The organism is Bradyrhizobium sp. YCK136 (genome assembly GCF_044570075.1).
Lineage (GTDB): Bacteria > Pseudomonadota > Alphaproteobacteria > Rhizobiales > Xanthobacteraceae > Bradyrhizobium > Bradyrhizobium diazoefficiens.
Genome location: NZ_CP172424.1, coordinates 1095990 through 1121005, shown reverse-complemented (window position 1 = coordinate 1121005; position 25016 = coordinate 1095990). Strand labels below are relative to the sequence as shown.

At 56.8% G+C, this 25016-nt stretch carries 21 protein-coding genes; 14 read left to right on the top strand and 7 right to left on the bottom strand.

All coding sequences use genetic code 11. The features are described 5' to 3' along the window. Positions 1-11: 11 nt before the first annotated feature. Both ACFLEY_RS05375 and ACFLEY_RS05370 read right to left on the bottom strand, forming a co-directional pair. Positions 12-1307 carry a glycosyltransferase gene (locus tag ACFLEY_RS05375; RefSeq protein ID WP_211434095.1) on the bottom strand — a complete coding sequence of 432 codons (1296 nt, stop codon included), beginning with the start codon at positions 1305-1307 and terminating at the stop codon, positions 12-14. Then, complete coding sequence (locus ACFLEY_RS05370) at positions 1304-2518, bottom strand: hypothetical protein (protein WP_211434096.1); 1215 nt, start codon at positions 2516-2518, stop codon at positions 1304-1306. Before ACFLEY_RS05370 ends, ACFLEY_RS05375 begins: the two co-directional genes overlap by 4 nt. A gap of 437 nt (positions 2519-2955) precedes the next feature. Here ACFLEY_RS05370 and ACFLEY_RS05365 point away from each other — a divergent pair, with 437 nt between their 5' ends. The 9 genes from ACFLEY_RS05365 (at position 2956) to ACFLEY_RS05325 (ending at position 14290) form a co-directional block, all read left to right on the top strand. Further along, a complete protein-coding gene (locus tag ACFLEY_RS05365) occupies positions 2956-3696 on the top strand; it encodes a class I SAM-dependent methyltransferase (RefSeq protein WP_211434097.1) in 741 nt (246 codons plus the stop codon). 47 nt (positions 3697-3743) lie between these two features. After that, positions 3744-4751 carry a glycosyltransferase gene (locus tag ACFLEY_RS05360; RefSeq protein WP_211434098.1) on the top strand — a complete coding sequence of 336 codons (1008 nt, stop codon included), beginning with the start codon at positions 3744-3746 and terminating at the stop codon, positions 4749-4751. Next, positions 4748-6004, top strand: coding sequence for a glycosyltransferase family 4 protein (locus ACFLEY_RS05355; protein WP_211434099.1), 1257 nt, complete (start codon positions 4748-4750; stop codon positions 6002-6004). Before ACFLEY_RS05360 ends, ACFLEY_RS05355 begins: the two co-directional genes overlap by 4 nt. Further along, complete coding sequence (locus ACFLEY_RS05350; protein WP_211434100.1) at positions 6001-6873, top strand: SDR family oxidoreductase; 873 nt, start codon at positions 6001-6003, stop codon at positions 6871-6873. Before ACFLEY_RS05355 ends, ACFLEY_RS05350 begins: the two co-directional genes overlap by 4 nt. 25 nt (positions 6874-6898) lie before the next feature. Then, positions 6899-7909 (top strand): polysaccharide biosynthesis protein, encoded by a 1011-nt coding sequence (locus ACFLEY_RS05345; protein WP_211434101.1) that lies wholly within the window; start codon positions 6899-6901, stop codon positions 7907-7909. After that, complete coding sequence (gene wecB, locus ACFLEY_RS05340; RefSeq protein ID WP_211434102.1) at positions 7902-9029, top strand: non-hydrolyzing UDP-N-acetylglucosamine 2-epimerase; 1128 nt, start codon at positions 7902-7904, stop codon at positions 9027-9029. Before ACFLEY_RS05345 ends, wecB begins: the two co-directional genes overlap by 8 nt. 44 nt (positions 9030-9073) lie before the next feature. Continuing rightward, on the top strand, positions 9074-10345 hold the full coding sequence (locus ACFLEY_RS05335; RefSeq protein WP_211434103.1) for an O-antigen ligase: 1272 nt from the start codon (positions 9074-9076) through the stop codon (positions 10343-10345). Between the two features lie 1037 nt (positions 10346-11382). Continuing rightward, a complete protein-coding gene (locus ACFLEY_RS05330; RefSeq protein ID WP_211434104.1) occupies positions 11383-12540 on the top strand; it encodes a class I SAM-dependent methyltransferase in 1158 nt (385 codons plus the stop codon). A gap of 16 nt (positions 12541-12556) precedes the next feature. After that, on the top strand, positions 12557-14290 hold the full coding sequence (locus ACFLEY_RS05325) for a hypothetical protein (RefSeq protein ID WP_396604550.1): 1734 nt from the start codon (positions 12557-12559) through the stop codon (positions 14288-14290). 794 nt (positions 14291-15084) lie between these two features. On the opposite strand, the gene ACFLEY_RS05320 is transcribed toward ACFLEY_RS05325, so the two are convergent. Next, positions 15085-15558, bottom strand: a complete 474-nt coding sequence (locus tag ACFLEY_RS05320) for a Phasin protein (protein ID WP_211434527.1) — start codon at positions 15556-15558, stop codon at positions 15085-15087. Between the two features lie 771 nt (positions 15559-16329). Here ACFLEY_RS05320 and ACFLEY_RS05315 point away from each other — a divergent pair. Further along, on the top strand, positions 16330-16860 hold the full coding sequence (locus ACFLEY_RS05315; protein ID WP_211434528.1) for a PRC-barrel domain-containing protein: 531 nt from the start codon (positions 16330-16332) through the stop codon (positions 16858-16860). 988 nt (positions 16861-17848) lie between these two features. Here the strand turns inward: ACFLEY_RS05315 and ACFLEY_RS05310 are convergent. Beyond that, positions 17849-18877 carry an IS110 family transposase gene (locus ACFLEY_RS05310; protein WP_060908347.1) on the bottom strand — a complete coding sequence of 343 codons (1029 nt, stop codon included), beginning with the start codon at positions 18875-18877 and terminating at the stop codon, positions 17849-17851. Positions 18878-19397: 520 nt separating this feature from the next. Here ACFLEY_RS05310 and ACFLEY_RS05305 point away from each other — a divergent pair. The 4 genes from ACFLEY_RS05305 (at position 19398) to ACFLEY_RS05290 (ending at position 22432) form a co-directional block, all read left to right on the top strand. Beyond that, complete coding sequence (locus ACFLEY_RS05305; RefSeq protein WP_249163615.1) at positions 19398-19628, top strand: hypothetical protein; 231 nt, start codon at positions 19398-19400, stop codon at positions 19626-19628. A gap of 182 nt (positions 19629-19810) precedes the next feature. Beyond that, complete coding sequence (locus ACFLEY_RS05300) at positions 19811-19999, top strand: hypothetical protein (RefSeq protein WP_396604549.1); 189 nt, start codon at positions 19811-19813, stop codon at positions 19997-19999. 1038 nt (positions 20000-21037) lie between these two features. Continuing rightward, positions 21038-21562, top strand: a complete 525-nt coding sequence (locus tag ACFLEY_RS05295) for a hypothetical protein (protein WP_211434582.1) — start codon at positions 21038-21040, stop codon at positions 21560-21562. Positions 21563-21790: 228 nt separating this feature from the next. Continuing rightward, entirely contained in the window at positions 21791-22432 is a 642-nt protein-coding gene (locus ACFLEY_RS05290; RefSeq protein WP_396604548.1) for a hypothetical protein, read from the top strand. A gap of 108 nt (positions 22433-22540) precedes the next feature. Here the strand turns inward: ACFLEY_RS05290 and tnpC are convergent, their stop codons facing one another. From tnpC to tnpA, 3 genes are all read right to left on the bottom strand, one after another. Beyond that, a complete protein-coding gene (gene tnpC / locus ACFLEY_RS05285) occupies positions 22541-24139 on the bottom strand; it encodes an IS66 family transposase (RefSeq protein ID WP_018270215.1) in 1599 nt (532 codons plus the stop codon). A gap of 100 nt (positions 24140-24239) precedes the next feature. Next, entirely contained in the window at positions 24240-24593 is a 354-nt protein-coding gene (gene tnpB, locus ACFLEY_RS05280) for an IS66 family insertion sequence element accessory protein TnpB (protein WP_018270214.1), read from the bottom strand. Then, positions 24574-25014: an IS66-like element accessory protein TnpA gene (tnpA, locus tag ACFLEY_RS05275; RefSeq protein WP_035693717.1), complete on the bottom strand. Its 441-nt coding sequence runs from the start codon at positions 25012-25014 to the stop codon at positions 24574-24576. Before tnpA ends, tnpB begins: the two co-directional genes overlap by 20 nt. Positions 25015-25016 lie beyond the last annotated feature (2 nt).

The following is a 25016-nucleotide window of genomic DNA, read 5'->3' as shown; positions in this document are numbered from 1 at the left end:
ACAATGGGACACTACCTGGAAGACTTTTGCCTCTCGATCAGGTTTCGGTAGTCCCGCACGACCTCGCGTTTCAGCACAGAAGCGTCGAGCCGGTTTGAGACTAAGGTCCAGTTCATCTCGGCAGCCGCGTCCACGAGCTCGTCATTAGAAAGCGCCTCGCGGATCCGATCGGCAATGACCCCTACGTCATCATGTGGAATCGAAAAACCGGTCTTCCCATCTTGGATCCATTCCTCGCAACACGAGGTGTTGGTCTGAATTGGGAAAGCGCCCAAGGCGATCGCCTCGAGCATCGACGTGCTTATTGCATCCGAGACGCTGACGCCAAGGTAGCACCGTGCCGCAGCAAACAGCCGCAGCATCCTTCCGTGGTCTGCATATTGCAGGATTTCGATGTCCAGATCGTAGTATTTCCGCAGTTCGTCAACGCGCAGATAGATCGGCTCCGAAGGAGAGAAAACCAGGATCTTGTATCCGGTCAACGCATCAGAGGCCTTCGCGAGAGCATCGAGCGCAACAAGTGCCCGGCCCGCGAAATGCTGGTAGCCCTTGACCATGATGAGACGACGCCTGGATGGCGGGCGCAGCGAACGCAACTGCTTGACGGCGGGCAGGTCAAAGCCGCCAGAATTTGGCTTGACCGGCAGCACCTCGGCTCCCATCCCCAGACTTTGAGCGATCTCAACGTCTCTGTGACACTCGCAGCTATAGTAATCGATCGAAGAAAGCAGCTCACGTATCTGCTTCTCATGGGACGGGAAGTGCCTGTAGTAGAAGATGTCGCTGCCCCAATTGGTCGCCAGCCATTTCGGGAATTTATCTTCACCAATGATCTTCCTGGCCTCCAGCACGTTGTATCCGCAGTGCTGAAACTCCATTGAGTGGATCAAATCGGGCTTCAACTTTCTTATGAGTCGCGCGAGCACATGTGGACCATAGGCGAGCGGCGCCTGGGCGCCGGACGTTCCGAGAGGTGTCTTGAAGCCGTTGGCAACACGCGCGAACCTCGTGAGCATCGGGATCGGATAGATCGAGCGTTCCACGACTGAGCCGCTTAATGGTTCTGGGTCGCTTTTGATGTTGAACACATGTCGCCGCGCAAATCGCTCCACGGCTGCCAGTGTGGCCCGCGGACGGACGGTGAGCCAGGGCTGATGGACGGTTATGTTGCGGAACTCCGGAAGCAACGGCATCGAGTTGACGGGGAAAAGGTGCAGATCCCAACCCTGATCCGCAATCATGTCGACCCATCGCGCCGCATGCGGACTGGCTTGCATCGCAACAAAAAGAATCCGCGGTTTCTTCACGCGATAACCCGTTCAAAGATCGACTTGTACTGGCGTGCAATGGTATCGGCCAACAGCGTCTGCGCGACCGCTTCATTGCGCCAGGTCGCACTTCCTTTGCTCTGGATGTGTTCGAATGCCTGCTCAAAGGCCTCCGAAATGTCATCAACATTACCCGGCTCGGCATGCCAGCATCCGAGGGCTCGGGTGAAATCTCTTGCCGGCCCTGGCGGGACGAGAGCAAGGATTGGCGTGCCTGACCCGACATAGTCAGCAAGCTTGCTCGGGAGGAACAAGTTCGCCTTTACGTCGGCTTCGATGAGCACAAGCAGATCCGCACCGGCCATGTAACTGAGCGACTCAAGATATCCGACGTGCGGAGCACTGTTAACCATACCGTGGGGTAAGCAGGACGCAGCATCCGAAGCAAGCATGGCCGGCTCAACCGGGCCGACAAGCTCGAGCGAAAGAACGCTTGCCAGCTCCGGGCGTCTTGCCAGCAGACTTTGCACTGCTGCGAAGAACGGCTCAGGCGTCCGCCGGCCGAACAGAGTTCCGACGTAACGAATCACAAAGCGATCACGCGATCGCGGCTCTCGTATTCCGTAGAGTGAGCGATCGTAGCAATGCCCGATGACCGAAAATCTGTTCTTGTCAGCGGTGCTTACCGCGTTAGCCATCATTCTCATCGAATAATGGGAGCTATGGATAATAGCGTCAGCGAGCGGCACGACCCGCTGCTCGAAGTGGGAATTCCAGCGATTTGTGCTCCAGTGGCGTTCCAAAGGGTTCCCGGCCCATGGGTCGCTGAACTGTGCGACCCATTTTACGCTAGGACGCTCGCTCTTTAATTCCATCATCACTTGGTTGATGGAATGAAATGGAGACCACGTCAGGATCGCATCGTAGCGGCTGAGGTCGAGGTTCAGCAGTGCATGGAGAGTTCTCCGGCTATAGGTCGCCATGAGGTCCGGCAGCCGCAAAAATTCACCGCACTTCAATATCCATGAGCCGGTCTTTTTATTGTCGTCGACAAAAATCTTCTTCTCAAAGATGGCGTCTGCGTAAGAGACAAGATCGTCGCTCAGCGGAAGGATGGAAGGAAAATTACGGACCGTCACGACGTCGGCCGACACGCCAAGTTTGGTCATCGCCGCCATCGGCTTGAGGGCCACCGGGGTCATCTGCACATGAAGCGGAGGAAACGCGTAGGTCAGAATAAGAATTCGCACGCTGCCGGTAACCAGTGATGCTATCTGAAGAATGACTTGATGGTCAGCACAGTCTCATCAGGTTGGTCTCCTTGCGTCAACCTCGACATCTGACCTTGGGGATCGTCCTACTGGGCAGTAGCCGGACAGCGCTAAGCCGCACACTTTTGCTTGTTGATGACATCTCACGCTCAACGGGTCAGGAAAACTGGCAATGGCCAGGTCTAATAGTCGAGCTTTTTGGGGCTTGATTTGTTGATCGCGTGTGCTGTATTGCTATCGCAATCAGTAGGGGAGGCGCTCTCGAGTGCTTCGTCGCGGGGTGGCGACAAGCATTGAATCTCAAGCGAAGCATTCGCGGCCAACCTACCGAACGGCTCTGATGAAGGAGTTGCGTGTCGATGTCTCATGGCCAGACATCGACACAAGCTACTTCTATTGGAGTAAGGGACTGCAAATTGTCTATTCTTTTTTTTATAAGTCGACTTCACAATTTCACACGCCGGTTTTTCACGACTGTCCTTGCGGGTTCGGCGGGGCCTTCTGACGTCGCCCACCTGGACATCAGGTCAAAGTTCACAAAGGTTTACGAGCACAACGTCTTTGGTGGTTCCGAGTCCAGATCCGGTGAAGGATCCAACCTCAAGCAGACGTCAGTAATTCGCGTGGAGGTGCCGAAGCTCATTGCAGAGCTCGGCGTCGGTACTCTGTTGGATGCGCCATGTGGCGACTGGCATTGGATGCGTGAGACAAAGCTGGGTGTGCCGAACTATATCGGCGTCGATATCGTCGCCCCTATGATTCAACGGAACACCGAGATGTACGGATCTGAGGGGGTCCGATTCCTCTGTGTGGATATTGCGAAGGATGAGCTGCCGAAGGCTGATCTGATCCTGACGCGCGATTGCCTGGTGCACCTGTCATTCGAAGACGCCTTCAGGGTTCTTGCCAATTTTCGACGCACCGGTGCGATGTATCTGCTCGCGACGACGTTCGTGGAGCGGGCGTACAATGATGACCTCGACGCTCGGTTTTGGCGGCCTCTCAACATGCAGGCGCCACCGTTCAACTTTCCAGCGCCTTTGAGGGTGATCAACGAGCAATGCTCGGAAGGGGGTGGCGCGTTCGTCGATAAAAGCCTTGGTTTGTGGAAGCTAAGGGACGTTCCCGCGTTCGAGCGGCCGAGTGAACAGTCTTGAGCGCGCCTCTCCTGATCTACGCTCCGAATGTTCGGGCTGGAGGCGGATTGGTTCTTCTGCAGTCAATCGTGGCGGCGTGGACCGGTGAGCCGAGAGTGATCGCCGTTTTTGACGAGCGCGCCAAGGCAAACCTTTCCGTTCCTGAGGAGATACGCGTAGAGTGGGTTCCGCCGGGGCTGCTGAACCGCCTCCGCGCAGAATGGCGTCTCGGGGCTGCCTTGCGGAGCGGAGCGCGCGTCCTTTGCTTTCATGGAGTGCCACCACTTTTTTTGAACGAGGCGTCGGGCTCGAAGCTTACGGTGTTTCTGCAGAACCGTCTCCTCGTCGAGAGTGGCTCGCTCCGCGATTACCCAATCCTGACCCGCTTGCGGCTTGAGATCGAACGGTGGCTTCTCCGTCGCCGGGTACATTCGGTCGGGGAAATCATCGTTCAAGGACCGAGCATGAAGCGGGCACTTGCAGTCCTGGCTGGCGCTGTCGCTCATCGCCCAAGGATCCAGGTCCGGCCGCTGGTGCCGAACGACATATCCTTGTCGGCAGTGACCTTCGGTCGCGCATTTGACTTCGTCTACCCGGCCGACGGCGAGCCTCACAAGAATCACGCCCGGCTGGTCGAGGCCTGGGAGCTCCTCAAAGAGGGCGGATGCCGGCCAAGCCTTGCGCTCACGCTGGGATCAAAGGATCAGGAGCTCTGGGCGCGCCTCAAAGTGCGCATCGAGAACGCCGGCCTTGGTATCGTCAACCTTGGAGCGCTCTCACGTCAACAGCTGGCGGACGTCTATGGTGAGTCCGGAGCGCTCATATACCCGTCCACGACGGAATCGTTCGGATTGCCTCTCGCGGAGGCAAGAGCCATAGGGTTGCCGGTCATCGCCGGCGAGCTCGACTATGTCAGGGATGTTTGCGACCCTGTACAAACGTTCGATCCGACTTCGTCACTGTCAATCGCGCGGGCGATAAACCGCTACTTGAGGCGGGGAGACTGCCTACGCGAGTTTGAGACGCCAGAAGGATTCTGGAAAGCGTTGTCGGTAGACGTTGAGGGTGTGTCATGAAGACCCTGATCGTCACCCAGTATTTCTGGCCCGAGACCTTCCGCATCAATACGGTAGCAGAAGCGCTGCATCGTGCCGGCTGCGAAGTGACGGTGCTTACAGGACAGCCGAACTATCCTGACGGGACAATCTTCAAGGGCTATCGGGCCTGGCGCAGCGACCGGGGATTGCACCCAGCCGGCTACGAGATCTTCCGCGTGCCCCTGATCCCGCGCGGAAAGAAAACTGCGCTAACGCTGACGCTGAATTACCTTTCCTTCCTCGCGAGTTGCATCCTCGTCGGCCAGTGGCGGCTGCGCAAGAAGGAGTTCGATGTCGTATTTGTCTACGGAACGTCTCCGGTCCTGCAAGCATTGGCGGGAGCCTTCTTCAGCGCGAGAAAGCGGGCGGCTCTCATCGTATGGGTCCAGGATCTCTGGCCGGAAAGCCTTTCGGCAACGGGCTATGTCAAGAACCCGTACATACTGCGCGGAGTCGCGGGCCTTGTGCGCTGGATCTACCATCGTTGCGATCTGCTTTTGGTGCAGTCTCGCAGCTTCGTAGAGAGCACCTGTGCGATGGCCGGTGAAGTTCCGGTCGTCTATTACCCAAATCCGGGTGACATTGAGCGAACTCCCCCAGAGCGCCCCCGAAACCCAGTTAGCCTCCCGAGCGGCTTCAACGTCACGTTCAGTGGTAATCTCGGGACCGTTCAGGCGGTGGAGACGATAGTGGAGGCCGCGGAGCACCTTCGCGACGAGTCGCACATCAACTTCGTCATAATGGGAAGCGGGAGCCGGCTTGGCTGGATCCGGCAGGAAATAAAGCGCCGAGCACTGGCCAATGTGTATCTCCTTGGCCGTGTCGAGCCGGAGGTTGCGAACGATGCGATGGCGCGCAGCGACGCGCTCCTCATTACGCTGAAGAATGTCGAGTCCCTCAAAAAAACCGTGCCAAGCAAGCTTTCGACTTACTTCGGGGTAGGACGACCAGTCCTTGCATGTATGGACGGAGAAGGCGCGGAGGTCGTCAGAGCTTCGGGCGCCGGCATCACCTGCGAGTCTGAGAATGCAGAGAGATTGGCCGCGCTGATTCTGGAGTTGAGGTCGATGCCGCAAGAAGCGAGAGATGAAATGGGAATGGCAGGTCGGCGATGGTACGAAAAGCACTTCGAGCTGATGCAGCTCACGGACGTGCTTGTTGATCACTTCAAGCAGGCCATGAATGGCCGCGATTTGAAATGTACGAAAGAAACGATGGGAGATGGTCAATGACAGACGCCGACAAGCCGGCGATCCTGGTGCTCGGCGCTACCGGAATGCTTGGTAACACCGCGCTGCGCAGCTTCGCGCTCAGCGCGGACTACAGGGTCTATGGTACCGCCAGAACGGACCGTCTGCTGCATTACTTGCCGGAAAAGTTGCGCGACAACATCCTTGTCGGGGTCGACGTCGAAGATGTCGACAACTTGCTCAAAGTCTTTGGCCGAGTACGGCCGGCGATCGTGATCAATTGCGTCGGCATCATCAAGCAGCTCTCGACTGCAAATGAGGCTCTTTCCTGCATTCCAATCAACTCGCTGCTTCCGCACCGCCTTGCGGCGCTGTGTGCTGCTGCGTCCGCAAGGCTCATACACATCAGCACGGATTGCGTGTTCAGCGGAGCGAAGGGCGGGTATGTAGAGAGCGATCCGGCTGACGCGCAGGATCTGTACGGACGCACTAAACACATGGGGGAGGTCGACTACGATAACGCGATAACGCTTCGCACCTCAATCATTGGACACGAACTTGGCTCTTCGGTCGGCTTGTTGGGCTGGTTCCTCTCCAGCAAAGGACAGGTGAACGGCTATCGGCGGGCTATTTTCTCTGGTGTGCCAACAATCGAACTGACCGAGATCATCCGCACCCATGTCATCCCGCGGCCGCAGCTGCGTGGCGTCTATCATGTCGCTGCGCAGCCGATCAACAAGTACGATCTCCTGCAGATGGTCGCCAAGACCTATGAGAAGGAAATCGAGATCATTCCGGACGAAAGACTCGTAATCGACCGGTCACTCAACGCAGATCGGTTTCATGCGGCAACCGGCTATCAACCTCCAACATGGTCGTCTCTGATCGAGAAGATGCACGCGTTCGGATGAACTAATCCAAACTGGGTTATGGGATATGTTTACAGGTAAATCCTTGCTTATTACTGGCGGCACCGGATCATTCGGTAACGCTATCCTGAAAAGCCTTCTCGATGCGGATTTCAGGGAAATCCGGATTTTCAGCCGGGATGAGAACAAGCAGCACGAGATGCGGTCACGACTGAAGAACCCTCGCGTCAAGTTCTTCATCGGGGATGTCCGGAACTATGACCCCGTGTCGGACGTCGTGCGCGGGGTCGACTACATCTTTCATGCCGCGGCCCTGAAACAGGTGCCTAGCTGCGAATTTTTCCCGATCGAAGCCGTGAGGACCAACGTCCTAGGTGCTGAGAATGTGATGCGTGCTGCTATAGAGCACGAGGTGAAGCGTTGCGTGGTGCTAAGCACCGATAAGGCTGTTTACCCGATCAACGCGATGGGACTGTCCAAGGCCATGATGGAGAAGGTCATGATCGCAAAGTCCAGGGAATGCGATCCAGAGAAAACGGTGCTCTGCGCAACCAGATATGGCAACGTGATGGCCTCTCGGGGGTCGGTCATCCCGCTTTTCATTGACCAGTTGCTCGGCGAGAAATCATTGACCCTGACAGATCCTAACATGACCCGCTTTTTGATGTCCCTGGAAGAGTCGGTGAAACTGGTGCTGTACGCGTTTCAAAACGCGCGTCCGGGCGATATTTTCGTGCAGAAGGCGCCGGCCTCCACCATAAAGGATCTTGCGGTGGCCTTGCGGGAATTGCTGAAGGTTGGGAACGATATCGAAGTGATTGGGACGAGACATGGCGAGAAGCTCTACGAAACGCTCGTGTCGCGCGAAGAAATGGCTGTTGCGCAGGATGTTGGAGACTACTTCTGCATTCCGGCCGACATGAGAGATCTCAACTACAACAGCTACTTCAGCGAAGGAGACACCGAAATCTCCCGGCAGGAGGATTACACCTCGCACAATACGCGAAGGCTTGACGTCGACCAGGTCAAGGACGTCCTTAGATCGCTCGATATCATGCGGGACCACCTCAATGCTTAAGGTGATGACAATCGTAGGAACGCGGCCGGAGATCATTCGCCTTTCGCGGGTGATCGCAAAGCTCGACCAGCACACCCAGCATACGTTGGTTCACACAGGCCAGAATTACGATTACGAGCTGAACGAGGTGTTCTTCACTCAACTTCAGATTCGGCGACCAGATCGTTTCCTGGAAGCAGCTGGCGGCAATGCGGCCGAGACGATCGGGAACGTTATAACCCGGATCGACAAGGCGCTCGAGGAGTATGCTCCGGAGGCTGTCCTCATTCTCGGCGACACTAACAGCAGCCTGGCGGCTATCGCAGCGAAGCGCAGAAAAATCCCGATATTCCACATGGAGGCAGGAAATCGCTGCTTTGACTTCCGCGTTCCAGAAGAAGTCAATCGACGAATCGTGGATCACATCGCAGATATCAATCTGCCCTATAGTGCGATCGCGCGAGATTATCTGTTGCGCGAAGGGCTGCCGCCGGACCAGATCATCACCACTGGAAGCCCCATGCGGGAGGTCATTGACTTCTATCGAAGTGGCATCGACGCATCGGACGTCCTTTCTCGTCTCGGGATGGCAGCGCGCAAGTATTTTCTTGCGAGCTTCCATCGAGAGGAGAATGTCGATGACCAAAAGAGGCTCGGCAGCATCCTTGACATCCTGAACACGCTTGCCGAACAGTACGGCGATCGCATCGTCGTTTCGGCCCATCCGCGAACCCGGGAGCGAATGAAGCACCTGGATAAGGCATCCCATTCCCTAGTTGAGTTCCACAAGCCGTTTGGCTTCTTCGACTATATCAAATTGCAGACCGACGCCCGGATTGTTCTTTCCGACAGTGGCACAATCACGGAAGAATCATCGATCCTGAATTTTCCGGCGCTCAATATGCGCGAGGTGCAGGAGAGGCCAGAGGGGTTCGAAGAAGCGTCGGTGATGTTTGTCGGATTGAGCGTCGATCGGGTGTTGCAGGCGATTCCGATCCTTGAATCGCAGCCTCGCGGAGCGGAGCGCGCGCTTCATCTCGTGCGGGATTATACGCCGGACAATGTCTCCGACAAGGTTCTCCGCATCATCCTGAGTTACACGGACTTTGTGCGCAGGCGCGTCTGGAGAGTGCAGCACTAGCAGCTGCAATCCGGGTTCGGGCTTTTCATTCGGCAGGTGAGGCAATGCTCAGGTCAATTGAGGCCCGGCGAATTCTGGTTTGGCCTGCTACTTACCACGAATTCAATGTTCATACGGCTGATGCCATCGCTGTGGCGATTGCGTTCTTTCTGCCGCTGTCGACCTCGGCCGTTGCGGTTCTGGTTGTTCTCTGGCTCCTGGCTTTGCTGCCGACGCTCAGTATCCGTGAGGTTCGGCAGCAGCTGGCCACCTGGCCAGGCGCACTTCCGGTGGCGTTGGTTCTCCTTGCGGTAGCGGGTATGCTTTGGGCCGACGTCGGCTGGAGCGAGCGATTGGCAGGCATTAGGCCACTGCTTAAGCTTCTCGTGATCCCCCTTCTGTTCATCCAGTTTCAGCGCTCAGACCGTGGTTTGTGGGTCGTCTACGGCTTCATGGCCGGCTGTACGCTGCTACTGACGATGTCGTTTGTCGGCTTCCTCTTCTCGGTGAGCCTCATCCATGGAAAGCCGCCTGGCATCGTCGTGAAGGACTACATAAGCCAGAGTGGATTTTTCGTTGTATGTGTCTTCTTGCTGCTTGAGATGGCGGAGGAGGATTTCCGCGCGAGGCGGGCCGTACGCGTCGTCGTCGAGGTGCTGCTGGTGACAGCGTTCTTGATCAACATTGGCTATGTCGCGGTTTCTCGGACAGCCCTGATCGTCGTCCCGGTGTTGTTCTTGCTGTTCGGTCTTCGCCGCAACTGGAAGATGGCAGTCATTGCTTGTGCGGCTTGGGCGCTTCTTTTCGCGATCGCATGGACATCATCGCCATATCTTAAACATCGGCTGCATTCCGCGGCAAGCATCACTGCCGGTGACCCGGCTCTTCCGGCAGTGTCGAACCGGCAGAGGCTCGCCTATTGGGACGCGTCGGTAGATCTGATCAGGCAAGCCCCCCTGCTGGGTCACGGTACCGGAACGATCCGCAGCATGTTCCGGCATTACACGGCGGACGGGCCTGAATCCGACGTGAACAGGGCAGCCAACCCGCATAATCAGACCTTCGCCATTGCCCTTCAGACGGGGCTGATTGGGGTTATCGTGCTCTACGCCATGTGGATTTCGCACGCCCTGATGTTCCGCGGCCCTGGCATGGCAGCCTGGTCCGGCCTGGTCGTTCTGGCTCAGAACGTTACAGGCTCGCTATTCAATTCACATATCTCCGATTTCACGCAAGGGTGGACATACGTGATCTGCATCGGGGTCGCCGGCGGAATGGTCCGACGCCACGCTCAGAAGCGCGGACCAGTGTCGACTGTCTCCCCCAGTGCTTGGTAGCGGTCTCATCGGAATCGGTGGCATGGAAGACTTTCATCCGCCCGCCATCACCATCAGTCGCGCCGTTGAGATAGCCCGCGCGCGGCACCCAGAAGATACCACTGAGGTCGCGACGGTTGTTGCCCGGCTTGCGGCCTAGACCATCCTTCGGAAGAAGAGGTTCGATTACACTACACTCGAAATCCCTCAGGTCGTAGCGCATGATCCTAGCCTCGATGCTTGGTAGCTTGAATCATGGTTTGACCTGATCTGCTAGACGAATTTGAGCACAAGACCTAGTCTGAGAACCGGCGAATCAGCAGAGAATGGAACAAACACAGGCGCAAGATCCGAGTGCCGATCATTGGATTGCCAAGATGGAGGCCTTGCAGGCTCAGCGAACCGCAGCTGCCGCGTTGCGGTGGACGAGAGTTTCGACCCTGATCTCCGGCACAACACTGATTCTCGTCCTACTGCTTATGCTTCGTTGATAGGACTCAAGCTTGAGCCGCTTCTCTAGCCAAGATAACAACGTTTCCAGCAATGGGGCGATGCGAGCATCATTACTGGAAGAGCTAATGCGAATAATCATCGGGTCATTCTTGTTACTCTTGGCAACTGCTGTTCCCGCGCATGCCTATTTGAATCCAGGCACGGGCAGCTTACTTCTTCAGAGTATGATTGGAATCGCGGCTACTGCGTGGTTGACCGTCAATCTCAATTTTTCTCGTCTTAAGAAGAGATTTCGAGCCCTCTTCCGATATCGAGATAATGCCGATCGGCGAGCGGAAGGTGATTCAGAATCTCGCGAGCGCGATATTTAAGTGTACCAGCATAACGGCTCATTCCGTGATCCAGCCGGCAACGTTATCGTCTTGGACGATCGCGTATTCCGAACTGTTACCCAGTTTGGGGCTACTTCTTATGAGGCGGTCCGAAACAAAGCAGCGGTCCTAAGAGCTCAGGAAAATGGTGCTCTAATTTCAGCTAGGGAGCTGCCTAGAGGAGAGTGGCCTTCTCCCGTCGGGCCTTGCGAATACCTCCTGGAACATCCGAGATTGGACTTCATATCTCACCCTTACGAATGGTCCTTTGAGCAACTGAAGGCGGCATCCCTGCATCACTTGGATTTGCAGCTGAGCCTCATCGAGGACGATGTCGTTCTTTCGGACTCAAGTGCTTTCAATATTCAATTCGTGGGATGCAAGCCAATCTTCATAGATTTCCTTTCCATGCGGCCATACGAACCAGGCTGTTACTGGCATGGCCACAAGCAGTTTTGCGATGAGTTTCTTAACCCGCTCCTGATGCAGTCGGCGCTGGGCATACCCTTTAACGAATGGTACCGCGGAACTATGAGAGGCATCGAAACTAGCCATCTCGCCCGAATTCTGCCTTGGCGAATGGCTGGATCGCTGACAGTTCTAAGCAATGTATTCCTGCAGGCATGGCTCGAACGGAGAGCCATAACTCACGCGAGTGAGAGCCTGCGCAAAACGGGCGGCTTGCGCCCTTTTCCTAAAAGCGGATACATCGGCCTATTGCGGCAGCTCCGCGGATTTTTAGGTAAATTGAAGCCCTTGCGCGAGAAGACGCGCTGGGACTCCTACGCTCGTTGCAACACCTATTCCGAAAGTGAGTCGTCGCGTAAGTTGGAGATTGTGAAGAGCTTCGTTGGGCAACTCAAACCGCGCACTTTGATCGACCTCGGATGTAATTCCGGCGCCTTTTCTTTCGCGGCGCTAGATGCGGGTGCTCAACGCGTGATTGGATTCGACAGCGACGTTGCGGCGCTCAACAGCGCTTATGAGACAGCATCCGTCTCCGATCGTAACTTTCTAGCCGTCTATCAAGATGTCTTCAATCCAAGCCCTAACCAAGGATGGCTAGAGAGGGAACGAGAGAGCTTTTCTCAGCGTGTTCAGGGGTGCGCGGTCATCGCGTTAGCGTTCCTTCATCACCTGGTCATTGCGAAAAACGCGCCCTTATTTGAGGCGGTAAGATTCGTCGTCGATCTCGCCCCGACCGGGATCATTGAGTTTGTGCCTAAAACTGATTCTACTGTTCAAATTATGCTCGCAAACAGGGAGGACGTGTACCCACTCTACACAGAGGAATACTTCTCTGAAGCCTTGAGGGCGATTGCCAATATTGTGAGAGTTGACGAATTGTCCCCTGGCGGTCGCAAAATCTTTCAGTTTGCTCGAGTTGATTAGTTGTGTGGGGTGGTCAATGGCGGCAAGCCTCTTGAAGAAAACTCGCGCTCAAGGTTCGTCGACCACGGGATTATTGGACGTTCTTCCTTTCGCCGCCACATTTTGCTTGCTGGTCTTCATTTTTGGCCCGCTTCATCTTCTATACATCAATGACAATCTCTGGTCCGAAGGAACATCGTTCATCTTCACGCGCGGATGGCTTCCTGCATTAATCGTTGTTCTTGCCCTAACCGGATTTGGCGCGTTTCCCTACGTCCGATCCTCGCTAATTTCTCTGCTTTCGGGCTTATCGATATTCTACTTTTTTATGGTGGTGTTCTTTCCACATCAAGCCGGACTGCTGGATGGAAACGACACGCGCCATGAATCGCTTGGCGTTTTCGCCTCCGCTGCGGTCCTATTTGTGATTGCGATCTGCGCGGCGTTTAGCTGGCGGGCGGTAGCCAAAAAATCGGTCAGCTTTGTCGGCTTTTGCGTAGCAGCCTTCTCGATCTACGCGTTCTTTATCGTCGCACCTGTAGACAATTTAGTTCCGAAGTCGGCGTCATCCAAGACGTTGAGATCCTTCGATGAAGCTGGAACAGATGAGAACGTGTTCGTATTTATGGTCGATATGCTGCAGGGGTCGATCCTGCAGAGCGCAATGAGCGCCGACGCCGGTCTTGAGCGTGAATTTGACGGTTTCCTGTTTTTTGCACGAGCAATGTCATCGTTTCCGGCGACAGGGTTCTCTTTGCCGAACATAATGTCCGGAAAGTTCTACAACGAATCCTATAAGACCTTTGCGGAGGTGAATGCCGCGGCGCGGCGGGATTCATTTGTTGAAGATGCTCGCGCTCGTGGTTGCGAGATAAGCACGCTTGCGTATTCGAGGACGATGCCTCTTTCGTCTCACAGCGACGAGAACTTATCTCCGGAATTGTATTTAGGCATCGATGACGACAGGCGCGCGACGTTAGTCTACGGACATTTTCTTATTGCGTCACTAGTTCGAAACAGCAAAGTGCCGGTCGCGTATGTTCAGGAAGCCGTGAGTTTCTTCTTGGGCGGCGTCCCGCTTGTTGAACTCGGAACGCTTACGCAGCAAAAAATAAGATCACGGGATACGCTCCAGCGTTGGTCGTCGAGGCTTTCTCTCGGGCCCGCTAAGAAGTTGTTTTTCCAGCACCACATTATGGCGCACGCTCCGGTCCTTTTTGGCAAAGATGGGAGTATCCACGAGAACACGACTACGTCGTTGGAAAGTGTATCGGGCGAATACGTTTATACGATGCAAGGGGTGGCCGCGTCGCTCGAACGTATGCGAGCTCTTGGAGTCTACGATAAAAGTCTCGTCATAATTACTGGTGATCACGGGCACTACCTAAGTGCCAGCGCAACCGCTCGCGACGACTTTCCATTCGATGCGGCCTATAAAGGAGAGAACTGGCAGGCTGCAGGAATGTACAATGCGGCCGTACTAGTTAAGCCGCCCAATTCGCGGGGGCGAGTATCTTACGTCGAGTCGTCCTTCTCTCTGAGCGATGTGAGATCTGTGGTCTCTTGTTATCTGAAAGAGCTCCAGGCGTGTGATCGCGCGTCGGTCATGGCCATCGCGAATGGGCGTCGAAGCAACACCGTTTATCTATCCAGTAGCGCGAGCGTGCGAAACTACTGGTTCAGCGATCAACACGAACCAATCCAGGTTGAGGGGAATATCGCCGCGTTACCGATGGCCCTCAAACAGTGGAATCCTGCTCGAAATCGATAAATGCAAGCAACGCGCATCATCTTCGGGCCCAGTGGCAGGCTAGCTGTTCGATCCTCTGATCTGACTTCTCGGTGGCCAAGCCTATATAGGGCCATGTGTGGACGGCTCCGGGTTGGCAAGGGGAATCTTCACTTTGCAGCATTGGTCGGAGCAGCCATGTGTTCGGCCTGTTCGCCCGGTACCCATGACCGCTGGCCATAATGCCCTCCGCGGATCAGGTCCCCGGTCAAAAGCACGCATTCGATGATGCTGTGGCCATGTGGGTTGTCCTGATCGCCGGATCGACCGGCACTGCATTACGTGCTGTTCGCCCTCCCCAACCGTTACGTCACACCGGGCTGTCCGGTGTGATTTCGTTTACGCCGCAAGAGCGGCGGTTTCCTTGTAGCCTTCATTCCTCGCCATCATCGCCCATTGGACCAAACAAGCTTGAGTCTCTCGATGTGCTTGATCAAAGCCTTCTGCGTCATCTTGCTTATCCTTGCGCAATCCCGCCATTTCCGTTCGCACGCGCGTTCGGGTGCTGAACAGAGGACCCATCGAGCGACTATGTATAGGCACCGTGAGCGCTTTCTGGTGAAGGTGCATGCAAGAATTTGCCAAGTGCTTGGTTCCGCGACCCGGCTGTTGGCGCGCCGACCAACCAAGGTCGCCGCAATTGCGCGCGCCAACAAACTCGCGAGCGTCTTCTCTTTATAGGTGCGTGTGCTTGATCACTAAGTCCTTGAAGTGCTGATACAAAGGCAGGCGACTGCCAGTTTTTGGGCATCAAAAGAGACATCATAACTTCGGTCTTAGGAAGTCCACCGTTTGGCACTTAGCTCAGCCATCTCCGTTGAATGCTTCTGGAACATGGCGAACCGCTTGCTTGTGTATTCTGCGACTACACCCGGAACTTCAAAGGGCGCCTCAATCATCGCAAGCCGTTGAGCGAATTCAAAAGCAAACTGCATATTCGCTTGTGCAATTTCCAGCAGCTTCGCTTGATAAGCTCGCACGCTTGCGTTGGCTGAAGAGAGTAGATCAATCCCAATCTTCGAATTGTTCTCCGTCATTTGTTTGGAGTCATCTTGTAAAGCTGTCTCCGGATTCTTAACAGGAAGCGGATTCTCAACGGAGAGGGCGTCTCGCTGCGAGTCTGCGCTCACGGAGCGCGGAACGCCTGCTTTCGGACTTCTGACAATAGCTTGAGCGGCCCGTTGGGCTTTCGCGACTGTTCTCGGATTGCGGGCATGCTTTAACGCTAGTGCCGGTTTACGCTTGCTCATCTGACACTCCAAGGATGAATTGACCGGCCAAGGTCGTTGGGCAGACGACAACCTGCTGTGCAGTGCAACGTTCCAAACGCCCACTCCCTAGAGCAGACATCTCATGTTCGTTGACCTAGTATCGCGCCTCCGGCAACTCTGAACATCCCTGAGCTTCTCTCACCAAGCTTGCCGTCAAGTTACTTCCGCCTGGACTGGGTTCGACTGAGCGCACGCTTTCGACTCCGGCCCAAATTAAGCCGGCCCAGTCGCTTCGCATTCGCGGCGACACGCCGTCGATATTGACGGATTATTTCATCACCCGAAGCGCCAGCCATTAGACTTGCCGAAGCTTCGGAGGCCGCGCGTATCTTTTCGCTGATCATCAATTCAGCTTCCCGACGCGCAATTCGGCCACCGCGCATAAGCTTCATCATCCGCAGCGCAATTACTCCATTCGCTTCGAATGCCAACAACATCAAAGAATTGATCATTTCCCACCTTCTACAGAGCCCAGCGATGAACGGAAATGTTCCGCAGGCTCGATCAGTTGCAATCGTGCTGAGGATCGCCAGCGAGCTTTCTTCCGAAGAGAGCTGTCTAAACAGGCCGCTTATGGCCGCGCGCTAAGCCGAACGTCAAACGCCTACCACGATTATGCCAACAATAAGTCTCCGCCTCGCACGCGTTCGATCCACAGCGCGAATCTCTGGCGACCACGCGCTCGTACCGCTCGGCCGCCGGAACTAAAGTCTTACCGCATTATTGTTCCCCAAACAGCGGAGGAACATCATGATTTTTAAAGTTCTTTCAATAGCCTTCCTGACTACCGCCTCGATGATCGGCGCGGCGTCGGCGCAAACAGCCACAAATCAAGAGGCTTCGACTGCCAGTGCTACCCCGCGCAAGGAGGGTGAATGGCGCGCGTCCAAGCTGGTCCACGTCGATGTGTACAATGAAGCAAACGAGAAAATCGGCGACATCAACGACGTGATTTTGGATAGGTCAGGCAAGGTGGCCAAGGTCATTCTAGGTGTGGGCGGCGTTCTTGGCTTGGGCGAGCGCTACGTGGTAGTCGGCTTCGATAAGCTGAAGTGGGTAGACCAGCCGGTAACATCGACAACTGCCTCAACAACGTCCGCACCGGCGAGTGCTCCGGCAACCACCTCCGCTCCAGATGGCGCCACGCGAACGACCACCGGTGCCGCAACCACCACCACGACAACCACCACAACTAGCGCCAGTACGCGTTGGTATCCCGAACGCGCTGTGTTTAACGCCACCAAGGAGGAATTGAGGTCCATGCCGGAGTTTAAGTACTAACTCTCGACCTACGATCCAGTGATCATTAGGAGTGCGGCCCGCCTACTGTCGATCACGCTCCTGAGAATGTGTCGGCGAATTAGCCGTTGCTACCGTTGGACCTGCGACATCTCCTGCGATGAACAGCCCAACGAAGACTACGGCAGCGCATAGACTGGCAGCGATCAAGGTAAAGAACGCAAGGTTTGGGCGGCCGTTGGGCATCTCAAGCTCCTGACTGACAACTTTGCGCAAGGGCAAAGGTTGCTCTCGGGCTGGTCGTGTCTCGAACAGACGCGAAAGGTTCTCCGAGAGACGCAAGGTGCCCGTGTCTGCCTCGACGGAGACGCTTGGCGCTGTCAGGATGGGCTGCAGGTCATGCGGCGAGTTTGCAATACCGCGCAAGGTGGTAGATGGTCGTCTGTTGCTGGATCAGTTCGGTCCCCCGCTCTTGCAGCTCACAGCGGTCGTATCTCCGTGGATACTCTTGTTCATGCGGAGCTGTTCATCGACCTAGACGGTGACGGCAGTGCACGTCCTGCTGGTGCCGGAGGTGCATTCGCAGGGGCGTGATGCCGCAGCGCATCAGTGTCATCTCGCTTCTGGCTTCCGTGTTGCGGATCACTCGAGCCGGATAGTTCGGGGCAGACGCGGGGCATGGGCTGTAGGTCGCCGACGTAGCGGTTGACCACCGAAAGAGTGCGAGGATGGCGGCTTGATTGGTGGCGATTGAGTAGAGATTGCAGATGTGGACGGCCCCCCACTTGTCAGGATTGTAGCAGACTTTGGCCAGATCGCTTGCTATCAGATGTCCGGCCTGTTTGCGCGGACAAAGCCCGCTGGCCGAGATGGTGTTCGCTACGCGCGCTCCAAGCACATGGGCGACATTCTTGTTGCCAGTGTAATCTTCGGAAGCTCGCGCGTATCGACCGATCGGTCCTTCCATCTACTGCGTCCTGCAAGTTCGTGGGCAATCCGCCGAGCAACCTGCTCGCGGGCCGATTTCAGATCAAGTCGGCATGACGGCTACCGGCTGCTTGTACACGCCGCCCGATATCATCAAGCGCCAAGCGATGCGGGCAAACTTGTTGGCCAAGGCCACCGCGACCAACTTTGGCGGCTTTCGCTCGAGCAGCGAAGCGAGCCATGGTGTGGGCTTATGACGGCCCTTTCGAATATGCCTCAGCAGTGCGGTCGCACCGACGATCAACGTCGATCGCAGTATAGAATCTCCAGCCTTTGTAATGCCGCCAAGCCTTTGCCGGCCGCCAGTTGAATGATCCTTAGGTGTCAGCCCGAGCCACGCCGCAAAGTCGCGACCCGATCTGAAGGTCTCGGGCGGCGGCGCTTTCATGCTTAGCATGGACGACCCAATCGGACCGACGCCGGGAATCGTCGCGATCCGCCTGCTGACATCATCGTCGCGGTGCCACCTCATCAGCTTGGCTTCGATCTTTGCCAGGCGGGCTTCGACCGCGGCATATTCCTCTGCTTGGAGTCGGAAGAGATCCTTTGCCATTTCCGGCAAGCTGTCATCCTCGAGTACCCGTTTGATGAGTTGCGCGACATTCTGCCGACCGGCGGGGCCGACGATGCCAAATTCAGCCGCATAGCTCCTGAAAGCATTGGAAAGCTGCGACTTCACGCTGACCAGGCGTTCCCGCACAGTCATTAACATGCAGGCCGCCTGCCGTTCCCTCGATTTGATCGGTACAAACCGCATACTCGGCCGGGTGACCGCCTCGCACAGCGCTTCGGCATCGGCCGCGTCGTTCTTGCCGCGCTTCACGTAAGCCTTCACGTACTGAGGGGGGATCAGCTTCACCTCGTGACCGAACGACTGCAGCAGGCGCGCCCAATGATGCGAGCTGCCGCAGGACTCGATGGCGACGAGAACCGGTGGAAGCCGCTCGAAGTAGCGGATCATCTCGGCTCGCCGGAACTGGCGGCGGACCACCACCACCTCATTCTCATCAACACCATGAAGCTGGAAAACCGACTTGGAAGTGTCCATACCGATGCGAACAGGAAGATTCATCAGACTTTCCTCTCATCTAGTTGTGACGCTGACAGCGCCATAGAACCGTGGGGATGAGAGGCCGTCCACACCAGCACATAACGGTTAGTGCCGCCAACGGTAATTAGTTCGTCGAAAGTATTGTTGTGAACGCCGACGGCCATGAGTTCCAGAATATTTAGGTAAGCTCGGACGTGATCGTAATGCTCGGTCTCGGCAGAACTCTTTTATCTCAGGAAACGAAGATATCTTTGCTTTGGGATGAACCTCCGAGCATCGCGGCGAAACAGAATCAACCTCACCCCGCAGAATCATCGTAAGCAGAATAAGCTTGACCAGTTCCAGAATTAACCCGCAGCGCGGGCATCAATCTTAATTTGAGGCTTTGATTGCGGCGGCGCATTGGAGCGTTAGCTTTGCGCACCGGACATTGCCCCGTCCGGCTCACCCAGGCGAAGCCCTCGCGCCATTATACTCGGCGCGTCGGCTCGTTTGCCGGCCACGCGCGAGTGTCATTTTGAAGAGGCGGTCGAAACACGAAATGCTTGATCTCGCCGAGATGCGCCGGCAGATCACGGCCCTGCGATCACGGCACTCGGAAAATCTTGGCATCACGTATCTATTAAACAGGCTGCTGATCAGGATTGCATATCTCAGTGAACCGGAGAGCGCAGCTCACGCGGAGCAGCTGCGCGAAGCGTTCGCCAGAACGATGGCGGATATCGAGAAACGCGTTACGAACTGCAAGCCGTCCGGTAGGACTAACAAGTAGATCACATTGCGCAAGGCGATCGCCGGGTTGAGGCTTACCTGTAGCCGCGGAGGCGCCCATGTATCGCGTAGACGCCGCCTTCGCGGCTAGGGGCTGCCGCCGTCGCAAGCGGCGGCCCCGCCAGAGGCCTAGTAAGCACGCCGCACTACTCGTGGCAGGGATGGCAGTCTCGGAGAAAACCGGTGGGCAAGCGCGAGCACTGCGGCTTCGTCGGTTTCGAGCGCGACCTTCTGCGCGAGCATCACATCGCCAGCTACCAGGGCCCGTTCGGGAACGAAACACCACCCGATCTTAGGCTGCATTTTTTCATCAAGCTCAAAAACATTGCTCATGATGCCCTGATGAATTGGCCGGGCGCCTCTTGTGCTTGAGCCTGGTCTAACGGAGCCAAAGCGACGAACGCGACGGATAAGGCGCGCAGTTTGACTCCTCTTGGTTTCGGTCGCGCTTCCTGTGCAGTCGGCGCGGAGGTACGCCTCAGTCGTCCCACAAGCGTTTGCCGCATGCGCATTCGAAGGCTGTCTCTCCCGACTGCCGATTGTCGACGGGAGCCTAGGTCAGGGACAACACATCCGGTACCGTCGATTGTTGTTTGATTTTCCTCTGAGCCTCCTGCTTTTAACGCCTTAGAACCACATGTTCGTCAGTCCATGGGGCTCTACCTGCGCGGCGACTCCCCTATCGATTTCGCATTTCGAGGTGCTCGAGAGACGGAGCCTCGTACCGCATAGCTGAAAGACATTCCTAGAAGCATCGTTCCTAGAGCCTCCGCTAGCTCTCGATCTTGTTTCGGGGACGGCTGGTGGCCAACGTTCAAATTTCGTCAATGTGGCTGTGATGCCGCGTTAATGCTTCGACGTTTCACAAAATCAAACAGACTGAACAAACGTCGCAGGGCGAACAATGATCGCAAAAGCCACAGACCTCGCGTGGACCAGCAAAGCGCCAGACCCTTAAAATCGCAGCACGTTAAATGCTGCGAGAAGATGGGTGCGCATCAAATTGGCTCGACGTATGGGCCTGTCCTCGGCGCAGACGGCGAAGCTTCTGACATCCGCTGTCAGGCATAACAGCTAGCGAGGCAGCCAAAATTGCTAACGCGACTTCGGAAGATCACTCTGGGCGAGGCCGAGAAACGTTCTAGGCTCTGGGTTTTCAGAACGCGAACGTTGATGGTTGAATTAGCTACCAATCCTCGCATTTACCAAAGGGACAGCGCGCGCCTTCGGAATTGCTTGGGAAATGACGCGCTGATCGGGCGGGATGCAGGTCGCAACGGTTGAACCTCTGACCATACGTTGACTCTTAAGTCTTTTGCGCTGATATTGTCGTCAGGCGGTGCCGCGGACGAAATCCAACGCACCTATTTGGCGGAAGCCAATTATACTCCCGGAAGGAGCAGTGCTCAAATGCGCACGTATTCCCCCTTTTTCCAAACTCTCTATGACGAAACCACCCCAGTCGGCTCGCTGGGCCGTGGTACGCACTACTCCGTGTTCAGGGCTACTGTGTTTCACGATGAGAGCCGAATGCCGTTGCAGGGGGGAGCAAGGTTTCACGATTTTGCGGTTATCTGGGATGAAGATCACGACGAGCGCGTGTTCCAGCCTATTGAGCGATTGTATCGTTCCGGTGACCTGCCATCTTTCATCATCTTCGGTGAACGGAAGGGCATGTTCTTCGGTCTAGTTGCGCCAAGGTTTGTGGCAGGTCGTCGTGCTGGCGCTGAAGCGGCCCTTCGACGCTCTTGTCAGGATGTCGGTGGAGACGCCTGGAGTACTCAACTTGGCTCTGAACATGATCCCGGTGGTGTTGGCATCATCAATGCTGAGGAGAAGAAAGTGGTGCTTTATCTGAGCACAATCAATATGCTTTGGGCGTTGGGTCCAAAGGACATTGTGGAGCAAGAGACGCCGGACGCGCCAGAATTATAGTCGGTGGCCTCCGGAATCCCTTTAGTGCCCTGGGATCAATGCGTCCCGTAGCGCGCGGCGTGCGGATCATAGGAGGCCCGTCGCGGGTCAATTGGCGGTAACGCTCTCGCTCCAGCGCCTCGCACTTTTGTTGGATTTTGAGCCTCCGGCTTAGCCCCGTCAACGAACGTTGGGGTTGCCTCCCTCTAGTTGTGGCGTCTAATAATAACACCAGGGAAGGCGGGGGCGATGACTGGATTGAATGCCTTGCAGGCTGGCGGCGTGATCGCCGAGCCAGCGAGTGCTCGAACTGTGCTGGAGCATTCGTTTCCCGTCATAGGGCGGGTCAAAATTCCGCTTCATGCCGAGAGCGCCGAGATATTCAAACTGCTGAGCTGGTTTCCGATGTCGGGGCCCGAGCACTGGCAGAGGCTTGATCATTTGGGTGAGCTAAGGCGAGTGCTTCGGTGCGGTCAGCATTCTCGATACGAGTATCTTATTCTACAACTTTACCTCGTGCATTTCTTCAAGGACCGAGCCAAAGGTTTCGGCCTCTCCTCTAAGATTTGGCTCACGCCAACGCTAAGCGTGTCGAGTGGCGAAGAACTACTCAAATGCTGGGCGTTTCTGGAAGAGTTCGGCCACCTGAAGGGGACTTACGAAGCCGAACGCTTTCTCTTGGAAGCTCTTGTTTCTCGTCCGCCGTTGCGCCAGTTGTTCATCGACAGCTTTTCTGAGCAGCGGGCGAAAGAGTTTGCAGAAACTGTCATTCGTGATGAAAATGTTCCCTCTTTGCACAGGGCCATTAGCTGGCTTTCGCTGGACCTGTATGGGTCTCTCAGCAAGTACCAACGCGAGACAAAGAACATTGGTTTTGCGGTAGAACTGTAAGCGCGTATTTTACCGCACAGGCTACGCGCGCGGCTGGCCGCGGCGTCGCGTGACGCCGGGCCCCAGCAGTGTCATCGGAACGGCTTGGTTGACCTGAGCGTTCGAACGTCAGCCGCTATTCTCAGCTGGCAGGTTTTTTTGAGCGGTGCAGTTGAACGGCAACAGATCTTCGATATCGGCGTCTGGCGCGCGCTGGGGCAATTCGGTGAGCGCGTGACGTAGCCATGCATAGGGATCGACGCCGCATGCCCGGCATGTCAGCACCAAACTGTAGATCACGGCGCTTGCCTTGGCGCCGGCAACGGTGTCGCTGAACAGCCAACTTTTTCGTCCGGTGCAAAACGGCCTGATGTCGCGCTCCAGAACATTGTTATCGATCGGGGCGAGACCGTCACTGGTGTAACGGGTCAGATAATCCCATTGGTTGCGCGCATAGGCGATCGCCTTGCCGGTCAAGCTTTCGGGGAGGACCTTCGGCGCCTGGTCGTCGAGCCAGGTCCGGAAGGCGGCCAATACCGGCAGGCTATGCTGCTGGCGCAGCCGCAAGGTGTATGCGGCGCGCGTTTCGTCGTCGGGCGGCGTCTGGCGCGCCACCCTCTCGACCTCATACAACGCCTCGAAGAACTTGAGCGCCTGCAATGGCGGACCGCCGGGCGTCTTCCTGGCCTTGAGCGCATCGGTAAATTTCCTGCGCGCATGCGCCATACAGCCAAGATGGGTCGCGCCTGTCAGCGTGCCCCAGGCGTCATAGCCGTCGCTCATCAACAAGCCACGATAGCCGGCCAGGAAGGCCTGAGGATGTTCCTGGCCGCGACCGGGCTGGTAATCGAACAGCACGACCGGCTGCGCGCAGTCCTGGCCGCTGCGATAGGCCCACATGAAGGATTTGGCCTGCGCATCCCGGCCGTCCTCTTTCAGAACCTGGACCCAGGTTTCGTCGCCGTGGACCAGGGGCTGCGACCTGAGCTTTTGCTGTAGCGCGTCATAGACCCGATGCAGATGCAACTCGCTCGCCCGGATCACCCAGTTGCCCAGCGTCCCGCGGCTGATGCTGACGTCGGCGCGCCCCAGCGCGTCCGCCACACGGTACAGCGGCGTGCCGTCGACGTATTTGTTGGCGAGCACCAGCGCCAGCGTCGATGGCGTGGCGACGCTACCCGGCAGCGGCTGCGCCGGCATCGGCGCGGTCACGATCGGGGTGTTCAGCGCGGTGCGCTCGCAGTGACGGCAGGCATATTTGAACCGCACATGTTGCAGCACTGACGCCTTCACCTCGACGTGCAACTGCTCGGTGACGGTCTCGCCCATCCGATGCATCCGATTGCGGCAGCACGGACAGTCCTTTTGATCCTCACCCAGATCATGTTCGACGCGTTGGCGCGGCAGATCGTCAGGCAGCGGCTTGCGGCCGCGTGTCTTCGGTGCCGGCTTTGGAGCCTCCGGCAATCCCGTGTCCGGCACGGCGACCGCCTCGACATCGTCGTCGTCCCGGCTTTCAGCGGCGGCCTGCTCGGCTTCGTTGAAGATGCGCTCCTTGAGCTTTTCGCTCTTCGGCGCGTAGCGGCGCAAGCGCTCCAGGCGCAACTGCTCCTCAAGATGCAGGACGCGTTGCGCGAGTTTCTCGTTCTCCGCCTTCAGCGCCGCGAGCTCGGCCGCGTGCGCCGCGATCAAGGCTTCCAGCTCGTGCGTCGTGGGCCTGCGACTCATCGTAGTCTTGAATCGAAGTCATGCCGCCGCGTCAACCGAGTTCCATGCGGTGGCCGGCGTCATCCGATAGCGCTGATGACGCCGCCCGCATCGAACACGCTCAGCCCACGCTGTGATATTGCCGCACCGGATGACGACGCACCGCCGCGATGTTGATGCCGTCAAGCAGCCAGTGCAGCTCCTCCGTCGTCAGCGTCAGCACCGCCTCCTGACTTCGGGGCCAGTGGAATCTGTCGGCCTCCAGCCGCTTCAGCAGCATCCAAAATCCTGACCGGTCATAAATCAGCAGCTTGATCCGGTCGCGGCGACGATTGCAGAACGCGAACACCGCGCGCTGGAACGGATCCAGCCCCATCGACTGCTCGACCACGATCGCCAGGCTGTTGATGCCCGCCCGGAAGTCAATCGGTTCGCGGTGAAGGTAGACCCGAAGATCAGACGCCAGCCGGAACATCGCAACGCCCCAGCGCTTCAATCACCGCCGACAGCAACTGCGCGTCGCCGCCTTCCAGCGAAAGCGTCACGCCGTTGGGCATCGATGCCGTCAGCCGCCCTGCACAGGATCGCTCCGTCGCGCAAACCGCGATCGCGCCAGCAGATCGAGTTGGCGACGGCGACGGCGCGCGAACCGGAACAAAGGCTGGCGCAATCGGCGCCTCCGGCTGGCCATCCCCGTTCTGACGTTGTCGCTTGGCCACCCATTTGCGCAGCAGGTTCGCGTTCACGCCGTGTTGCAACGCCAGCCCCGCCAGCGACACGCCAGGCTGCAGACAGGCCTCGACCAGCCGCTGTTTGCTGGCCGGATCATAGCGACGCCGCCCATTGCGCAACACGCCGACCGTCTCAAGTCTCAAAAGTTCTTCTGGAGTGATCATCG

Coding starts and splice junctions, on each gene's coding strand:
- ACFLEY_RS05295 (WP_211434582.1), top strand. CDS start 21,038: ATGCGCACGTATTCCCCCTTTTTCCAAACTCTCTATGACGAAACCACC.
- ACFLEY_RS05335 (WP_211434103.1), top strand. CDS start 9,074: ATGCTCAGGTCAATTGAGGCCCGGCGAATTCTGGTTTGGCCTGCTACT.
- ACFLEY_RS05310 (WP_060908347.1), bottom strand. CDS start 18,877: ATGAATCTTCCTGTTCGCATCGGTATGGACACTTCCAAGTCGGTTTTC.
- tnpA (WP_035693717.1), bottom strand. CDS start 25,014: ATGATCACTCCAGAAGAACTTTTGAGACTTGAGACGGTCGGCGTGTTG.
- ACFLEY_RS05325 (WP_396604550.1), top strand. CDS start 12,557: ATGGCGGCAAGCCTCTTGAAGAAAACTCGCGCTCAAGGTTCGTCGACC.
- ACFLEY_RS05315 (WP_211434528.1), top strand. CDS start 16,330: ATGATTTTTAAAGTTCTTTCAATAGCCTTCCTGACTACCGCCTCGATG.
- ACFLEY_RS05320 (WP_211434527.1), bottom strand. CDS start 15,558: ATGAGCAAGCGTAAACCGGCACTAGCGTTAAAGCATGCCCGCAATCCG.
- ACFLEY_RS05345 (WP_211434101.1), top strand. CDS start 6,899: ATGTTTACAGGTAAATCCTTGCTTATTACTGGCGGCACCGGATCATTC.
- ACFLEY_RS05290 (WP_396604548.1), top strand. CDS start 21,791: ATGACTGGATTGAATGCCTTGCAGGCTGGCGGCGTGATCGCCGAGCCA.
- ACFLEY_RS05305 (WP_249163615.1), top strand. CDS start 19,398: ATGCTTGATCTCGCCGAGATGCGCCGGCAGATCACGGCCCTGCGATCA.
- ACFLEY_RS05350 (WP_211434100.1), top strand. CDS start 6,001: ATGACAGACGCCGACAAGCCGGCGATCCTGGTGCTCGGCGCTACCGGA.
- wecB (WP_211434102.1), top strand. CDS start 7,902: ATGCTTAAGGTGATGACAATCGTAGGAACGCGGCCGGAGATCATTCGC.
- ACFLEY_RS05355 (WP_211434099.1), top strand. CDS start 4,748: ATGAAGACCCTGATCGTCACCCAGTATTTCTGGCCCGAGACCTTCCGC.
- tnpB (WP_018270214.1), bottom strand. CDS start 24,593: ATGTTCCGGCTGGCGTCTGATCTTCGGGTCTACCTTCACCGCGAACCG.
- tnpC (WP_018270215.1), bottom strand. CDS start 24,139: ATGAGTCGCAGGCCCACGACGCACGAGCTGGAAGCCTTGATCGCGGCG.